Origin of the sequence: Thermogemmatispora sp. (assembly GCF_019683635.1) — a bacterium.
Taxonomy (GTDB): Bacteria; Chloroflexota; Ktedonobacteria; order Ktedonobacterales; family Ktedonobacteraceae; genus Thermogemmatispora.
The window spans coordinates 21,223-28,190 of sequence record NZ_JADGIA010000053.1; the positions used below are offsets into that span (position 1 = coordinate 21,223).

General features: G+C 62.5%; 6 protein-coding genes. 1 reads left to right on the forward strand and 5 read right to left on the reverse strand.

Annotated elements, in window-relative coordinates; all coding sequences use genetic code 11:
- Position 1 precedes the first annotated feature (1 nt).
- The gene (locus tag IRZ31_RS08290; protein WP_297152272.1) at positions 2 to 1,567 is read right to left on the reverse strand and encodes an NAD(P)H-hydrate dehydratase; all 1,566 of its coding nucleotides are present in this window, start codon (positions 1,565 to 1,567) and stop codon (positions 2 to 4) included.
- 220 nt (positions 1,568 to 1,787) lie between these two features.
- On the opposite strand from IRZ31_RS08290, the gene IRZ31_RS08295 reads away from it, so the two are divergent.
- Positions 1,788 to 2,750, forward strand: a complete 963-nt coding sequence (locus tag IRZ31_RS08295) for a hypothetical protein (protein ID WP_297152275.1) — start codon at positions 1,788 to 1,790, stop codon at positions 2,748 to 2,750.
- A gap of 35 nt (positions 2,751 to 2,785) precedes the next feature.
- Here IRZ31_RS08295 and IRZ31_RS08300 read toward each other — a convergent pair whose 3' ends face one another.
- The 4 genes from IRZ31_RS08300 to IRZ31_RS08315 all read right to left on the reverse strand — a co-directional run bounded on the left by IRZ31_RS08300 (position 2,786) and on the right by IRZ31_RS08315 (position 6,163).
- Positions 2,786 to 3,919: a hypothetical protein gene (locus tag IRZ31_RS08300; RefSeq protein WP_297152278.1), complete on the reverse strand. Its 1,134-nt coding sequence runs from the start codon at positions 3,917 to 3,919 to the stop codon at positions 2,786 to 2,788.
- A gap of 187 nt (positions 3,920 to 4,106) precedes the next feature.
- A complete protein-coding gene (locus IRZ31_RS08305) occupies positions 4,107 to 4,538 on the reverse strand; it encodes a FixH family protein (protein ID WP_297152281.1) in 432 nt (143 codons plus the stop codon).
- A 13-nt stretch (positions 4,539 to 4,551) separates the two neighbouring features.
- Positions 4,552 to 5,538 carry a ubiquinol-cytochrome c reductase iron-sulfur subunit gene (locus IRZ31_RS08310; protein ID WP_297152285.1) on the reverse strand — a complete coding sequence of 329 codons (987 nt, stop codon included), beginning with the start codon at positions 5,536 to 5,538 and terminating at the stop codon, positions 4,552 to 4,554.
- A 52-nt stretch (positions 5,539 to 5,590) separates the two neighbouring features.
- Positions 5,591 to 6,163, reverse strand: coding sequence for a sigma-70 family RNA polymerase sigma factor (locus tag IRZ31_RS08315; RefSeq protein WP_297152288.1), 573 nt, complete (start codon positions 6,161 to 6,163; stop codon positions 5,591 to 5,593).
- Positions 6,164 to 6,968 lie beyond the last annotated feature (805 nt).

Consider the following 6,968-nt stretch of genomic DNA (forward strand, 5'->3'; position numbering starts at 1 on the left):
CTCAGGTGGGCTGGAGCAGTCGCAGACGAGCGGCGGGGATCTGTGGCAAGAGGTCTGAGGCCAGCAGGCCGGCGTCGCCGCAGTGCTGGCTGACCAGCTTGGAGGCGGCCACGTGTAGGTAGACGGCCAGGCTGGCGGCGTCGAAAGGAGTGAGGCGTTGCGCCAGGTAGCCCGCGATCATGCCCGCCAGGACATCGCCCGTACCGGCGCTGGCAAGGGCCGGGTTGCTTTCCCAGTTGATGCGCAGCCGTCCCGCTGGTTCGCTGATCAGCGTACAGGCCCCCTTGAGGACAAGGATGACGTTCCAGGTCTGGGCGCAATGGCGTGCCACCTGCAGCCGATCGATGCCACCGCCTGAAACCCTGGTCCCTCCCAGCAGGCGGCTCATCTCGCCCGGGTGGGGGGTGATGACGGTGCCCGGCGGCAGCCGTTGCCACCAGTTCTCAACGTCGGCCAGGTTGTTGAGGCCGTCGGCATCGATGACCAGCGCCGGACGCTCGTCCTCGGGCAAGCTGTGCAGACCGTCAAGCAAGGCCAGGATGGCGCTGCGCGTGGCCGGTGTGCGACCAAGACCTGGACCGATCAGCAGCGCCCGGTAGCCGCTCAGGTGCTCTAAGAGCGCCCGGGCCTGCTCCTGGCCGCGTTGTTCGCTCGGCTCACCAGCTGGCAGCAGAACGTAGGTGGCCTCATGCAGCGAGGAGGCGTAGATGGGCAGCAGGTCGGGCGTGACGGCCAGCGTGACTAAGCCGGCTCCGACCCGCAGAACGGCGCTGCCGGCCAGATAGGCCGAGCCTGGATATGGAGGCGAGCCGCAGAAGAGCATGACGCGTCCAAAGGTGCCTTTGTTGCTTTCTAGAGGACGTGGCGGCAGCAGCGTCCGTGCCAGGGTGGCATCCAGCATCTCATCCTTGAGGTCGCGCTCCAGCTCCTCGGGCAGGCCAATGCTGCCAACGAACAGCTCACCAAGGTAGGCGCGAGCGGGAAAGAAGAAAAAGCCCTGTTTGGGACAGGCCAGGGTGATGGTGAGGTCGGCGCGGATGCTGCCGGGATCGACTTCGCCGGTGTCGGCGTTGACACCGGTCGGCAGGTCGATGGCCACAACGAGCAGCTCGCCGGGACGGCGGACTCGCTCCTGCTCAACACGGGCCAGGAGGGCGCGCATGTCCTCTGGCAGAGGACGCGAGCGCCCGGTGCCCAGCAAGGCATCGATGACATAGCCGACGCGCTGGAGCACGGCGTTTAGCTCTTCCTCCACCTGCTCTGCTGGTACTTCGCGGCCCTCGCGCATCAGCCGCCGCTCCTTCCAGCGGTAGAGGGTGATGTGCGCTCCCTCGGCCTCCAGGTGGCGGGCCATGACCTGGCCATCGCCGCCGTTGTTGCCAGGACCAATCAGAAAGAGTAACTCGCACTCGCTCAGCGAGCGCCGCTGTCGCTCACGAATATAGCTGGCCAGCAGCTCGGCGGCGCTGCGACCGGCATTCTCCATTAAGATGGAGGTGTTCAGCCCGTATTCTTGATCCGCCCGCATCTCCAGTTCGCGCATGCGGGCAACGTCAACGATATGCATAGTTCTCCTCTCCCTGCTTTCTGTTCTTTATTCTACATGGTGGCTCTGGCCCTGTCACGCCAACTCAGGGGGCTTCCTGGTGAGGATAGGCCGGCACGGCAGAGAGACAGCGAATAATATGACTCAAAGAGGCGCGACAAAGGCCACCTGACCTGCTATACTCCACTCCATGAGACTGGCACTCAAGATCAGGCCGCAGCGAAGCAATCAGTACAGCAACATGGTCGAGACCCTCGCCGAGCCAGAGCTGCGCGCCAGTCCCCTCGGCCCAGCCATCGAGGAGCTGCAGCGCATCGTACTGGGTGAGCAGAGCTATCTGCTGGTGAACATAGAAGAGGGACGGCTCGACCGTGAGGAATGTTTACGTCTGCTGGCTCACCTGGGAACCATTAGCGAGGTTTACGAATACTTTGCCGAGGTCGGCGGCGTCGAGGGTCCCTTTCTTCGTCCTCTTGCCTGGCCCTGGCAGCCGTTCATCTCGCCGGAGATCGCTGAGGTGCGGCGTTACAAAGGCAAGACCAACGAGATCTTCACTCGCGTCCTGCTCAATGTGGCCCTCTTTGCCGGAGCCTATGCTACCAGCCGCGAGCGCCTGCGCATTCTTGATCCCCTGGCCGGCGGAGGGACGACCCTCTTTGTAGCCCTGGCCGCTGGTTACGACGCCTTCGGCATCGAGCAGAAGCGTCAGGATGTCGAGACGACGGCGGTCTTTCTGCGCCAGTACCTCACTGGCGAGGGGATTACCTTTAAGGAGATCTGCGAGCGTCATCGCAGCGGCAAGCGCTACCAGTTTGAGGTCAGGCCGGGGGGCAAGAGCGGCGAGGCGCGCCTGCTGGTCCTGGTGCATGGCGATAGCAGCGAGGCCCCGCTACATCTGCGCACCATTCCCGGAGGACCGCGCGTTCATGCCATTGTAGGCGATCTCCCCTATGGCATTCAGCATCTCGGCGAGGTCGGGGCTCTCCTGCAGCAGGCCCTCCCGGCCTGGAGCGAGCTGCTCCTGCCTGGAGGGACGCTGGCCCTCGCCTGGAACGCCACGCGTCTCCCACGCCAGGACATCTGCGCCCTTGTCGAGCGCTACAGCGGCCTGCAGACGCGCAACGATCCACCGTACACGCAATTTGCACATACGGTGGATCGTGTCATCAAAAAGCGCGACCTGCTCGTCGCTGTCAAAGCCTGAGTGGAAGGCGGCAGGATCGCTGTGCTCAGGCCCATTCAGCTGAGCTGGTTGGCGATGGCAATGGCCTCTTGCTCGTCGAGATCGCCGCTGATGCGAATGCCCAGACCCTGCTCTTTCCAGGCCAGGGTGGGATTATCGCTACCTGTTGAATAGGTCGCTGTAGTGCCACGCAGGGTGAGGGTCGTGCCGCTGGGCAGCGGCTCGTTGGCCAGCGCCTTACCTTCGAGGATCGAAAAGCTCTGGTCGCCTTTCAGATAGTGGAGGACAAAGACCTGTCCACTGGCAGTCGAGAGCACATCGACGCCCTCAAGCTGATAATCGCTCTGCGAGGAGGGGATGCTCAGCAGATGGTAGCCGGCCAGCTGCTCCGCCTGGCCGAGGGTCAGCGTGCCGCTGGTGGGTGTGGCGCTGGCTTGCAGCAGCGGGGCCACCTGGGCATTGGCGGGCGGAGTGAAGCTAAAGAGGCTGTCGGCCAGAGAGCGATTCAGCTCCAGCGTGGGCAGCTGCAGGGTCACCTGGGCGAAACCCTGCAGATTGAGAACCAGCTTGATGGGCAGATCGTTGCTGCGATCCAGGTAGACATCGCCGCTATAGTCGGGGCCAGAAGCGGCGGATTGCTGAGAGGTGACATGGACGACGGTAGCGCTGTGGCCGTCGACAGTCGCCGCCTGCGAGGTCAGCGTGGCCTGGCTCTGGCTGAAGATGGGATCGATCAGGTTGAGCGTCAACTGATTGACCGGGTTGGAGCTGCTGCCGAAAAGCGCCGAGCCGCCCTGGCTATTGACGCTCCCGGTGTAGACAATGTGCCGCGCGGGATTATAGATCCAGAGCTTTTCCCCGTTGCTGACCATCAGCTCGCCGACGGGAAAGTCACTCAGGGTCGAGCGCAGAATCAGACTGCGGCTTCTGGCAGGGGCCGCTTTCCAGATCTCACTTGTTAATGCTCCCTGATAGGTTTCGCCATCAATTTGAATGGTTACCACAGCGTGCAGTGTTCGTGCTGCCGTCAGCTGCTCCTCGCTTTGCTGTAACAGATGTTGCGCATTAGCACCACTGGTGCTGGCGGGCGTCTGCTGCTGGGCCTGGCCACTGTTGCAGGCTGCCAATAGGAGCAGCATCATAAGCGAGAGAGCAAGAGAACAGCAGCATCTTCTAATGAGGGTAGACATAGAGGGCCTCTCCGTTGCAGAATGGCACATCTTTACATAAGGATATGCAAGTCAAAATTTTTAGGTTACAGAGAGAAGCATCGTAAAGATGCCTTCCTATTCTACGCTGGTGGGGTCCCAGGGGCAAGGAGGTAGGAAAGAGAGAGCAGGGAGCAGATGGGCAGAGTAGGCGGACAGGCTGCGAGCATTAGTGAGCAGTGACCTGAAAAAGAAGCGACGTATCGGGGTGGGCGGCGCGCTGGATGGTCACATGCAGTTGCCAGAGGCCAGCCATGACGAATTGCACCCGGGCGCGATAGAGGCCATCGCTGCTGGGGAGGGCGGAGACCGTGGGCAGGCCCATGTCCATCTCTGGCATTGTGCTTTCGACCTGGACGTGTGCATCCTTGATTAGCGTGCCGCTGGCGGCCTCGGCAATGCGTAGCACGATGGTTGCGGGTTGTGTGCTGAGAGGCGGGTCGGGATTCAGCTGGAGGGTGACCTCATAGGGGCCGGCGCGTACCTGCTGTTGTCCTGACTCCGAGGAGGCTGCTGGGAGGTTGGCCACCAGACCCCCCAGCCAGGTCAGCAGCGCCAGAAAGAGCAGGCCGAGCAGAATAACGAGTAGATTGCGTCTCATCCTGTTTTTGCTCTTAGGAAGATGATGTGGTTGCAGGAATCCTCACATAGATCTTACCATCCTCGATGCGGATGTCAAGCCGCGGCAGGGGGGCCAGATAGCGCAGGCGTCCGGCGGTCGGATCTGCCGCCCCACTGGCGGTGAAGACGCCGCCGTGGCAGGGGCAATGGAACTTGCCATCGCTCTCCTGCCACTCGACCAGACATCCCATATGTGTGCAGGCCGCTGAGAAAGCGATGATCTCCTCGCCAGAGGTCGCGGTCGCAGACTCATTGCCACCGGACCAGGCTCCTGATCCATACTCGCTGCTGGTGTTGCGATTGGGGCTGTGCTCCTGCCGGATCACATAGCCAGCGATCGTCTCGGTGACAAAGCGCACCGGCTGCTTACCCAGGGCCGAGACCTCAGCGACAAAGTGCCAGCGCGAAGGCACATTGGCCCCAATCAGGGCTGGGTAGGCCGGAGGCGCGCCTGGCCCCGTGCTCGTGGGACCTGAAGTAGCCTGCTGGCCTGTCCCCCCGTGAGGTCCGCCACTGGCCTCTTGGAGGGCGCGGTCAAGCCCGGCGCCAGCCACCAGTGAGGCGGCGGCCACCGCACTGCCTGCCAACAGACGGCGACGCGAGAGCCGAGAACGTCTCTCGATGGGGGGCGGTGAGGAGCTGGCGGGAGGAGAAGCGGCGGGCAAGATCGGCGCTTCCACGGTGGGGGATGGGCTCTCCGTACTCGACCCGATGGCCTCCGCCTCCGCCGACTCGCTCGGGCCTTCTTCCTGGGCGGCCAGCTCACGCTCCAGGCGCGCGCGTAGCTCGGCCACAAACTCCGGGCGCGGCTCCGCGGCGCCGGGGGCTGCTGCGCGCAAGAGCGCAGCCAGGCGATAGAGCCGCGCCTGCGCTGGCGTCAGCTCTGCGGACAGCGGCGGCCTGCGGTCCTCCTGCAACGCTGCAAGATAGCGCTCTAGCTCCAGATAGTCCTCAAAGCGTTCCTGGTCTCCCTCGGGCATAAACCTCGCCTCCCTTCCGGTCCGTTACCTTCACCGGATGCCTCCATTCTCGTTAGCCTGTCACAACGCTCTCCAATTCGGCGGCGCGCTTGAGCGCCCGGAATTGAAGGACCTTCACATTGGCCTCGCTCAACCCTAGACGGAGGGCGGTCTCCTTAATCGAGAGGTTCAAAAGAAAACGGCAGATCAACACCTCGCGGTAATGGGCGGGAAGGGCCTGCAGGATACGCTGGACGCGCTCGGCTGGTCGCTCGTCAGGGCAGGAGAGCGACACCTCCTCGCTTGGCCCCTGCCAGCCGGCGTCGAGCAGCTCCTCAAGAGAATCAAGAGGAAAACGATAATGACTGCGCCAGTAGTCGGCCAGGGTAGTCCTGGCGACCTGGAAGAGCCAGCGTTGCCAGCTCGGGCTGCCTGCGCCGCGCTCGCTACTTAGCAGGCGCACGGCTTTCATGAAGATCTGCGAGGTCAGGTCCTCGGCCTCTTCACGATTGCCAACTTTGCTGTAGACATAGCGATAGATGAGATGAAGATTATCCTCATAGAAGCGTTGAAATGCTTGCACATCCACGGCATCCTGTCCTGTTGCAAGGTTTCGCTCCTGTTTGCTCTGGCGTGCAATATTCACATTGGCCCTCCTCGCCCTGCCTGCGCACAGGCCGAGGCCCAATAGCTACATCGATCAGTTACAGTCTATCTCAGATAGCCACCTACCTATTACGTCAGCGGGTTACAGTAAGATAAGAAAGGAAGGGTGGAGGTAAAGGGGAGAAGAGGGGCAGGGTTCCCCTGGCTCAAGGCAAGCGAGCGAGTAGTGGAAGCTGAGGAGCGCCAGGTTTGCGCGACGATGGCAACTGCAGTATAATAGGCAATGCAGCAGGAGCGTCGGCGCACCCACCCAGCGAGGGGCGCCGCGGGGAGCACTGCGGCGCGAAGGAAAGCGCGTCATGAGGAGAGGCGGCCAGGCAAAGCAAGCAAGAGAACGCCGACTGATCGGCTTGCTGGGCCACCGAAGCGCCAGGGATGCGCGCCTGATCCTCCCGTGCGCTCTCTCCGGGCTGACCGGGGAGGTATCGACAGGCAGAGAGCGAAAACGACACACCCTGGCTGTCTGACTGACCGCTGAGCGGCGCGTCTCGTTCAGCGCTATCAACAGAAGCAAAGCAACAGCACAACATTACGACTACATCAGAGGCGGGAGCGGTGGGTGAGTGCACTCGAAGAGGTTATCCTGGATGGCCTTCCTATCAAAGATCAGCAAGCAGGTACGACGTTGCTAGACATCCCGAGGCTAGGGGATAGTGAAGCGCGGGGCTGCGCCTGGTACGCCATGCAAGCGAGATGTGGGGAAGGAGGAAGGGAAAAGGAGAGGCAGCTCCCGGCTTCGACGGCTTCAATATCCCCCGGCCCGCCCGTGCAGCGCTTTTCCCCCG

Bases quoted from the DNA above. Each gene is read 5' to 3' on its own strand.
- IRZ31_RS08290 (WP_297152272.1), bottom strand. From the start codon at position 1,567: ATGCATATCGTTGACGTTGCCCGCATGCGCGAACTGGAGATGCGGGCG.
- IRZ31_RS08295 (WP_297152275.1), top strand. From the start codon at position 1,788: ATGGTCGAGACCCTCGCCGAGCCAGAGCTGCGCGCCAGTCCCCTCGGC.
- IRZ31_RS08300 (WP_297152278.1), bottom strand. From the start codon at position 3,919: ATGTCTACCCTCATTAGAAGATGCTGCTGTTCTCTTGCTCTCTCGCTT.
- IRZ31_RS08305 (WP_297152281.1), bottom strand. From the start codon at position 4,538: ATGAGACGCAATCTACTCGTTATTCTGCTCGGCCTGCTCTTTCTGGCG.
- IRZ31_RS08310 (WP_297152285.1), bottom strand. From the start codon at position 5,538: ATGCCCGAGGGAGACCAGGAACGCTTTGAGGACTATCTGGAGCTAGAG.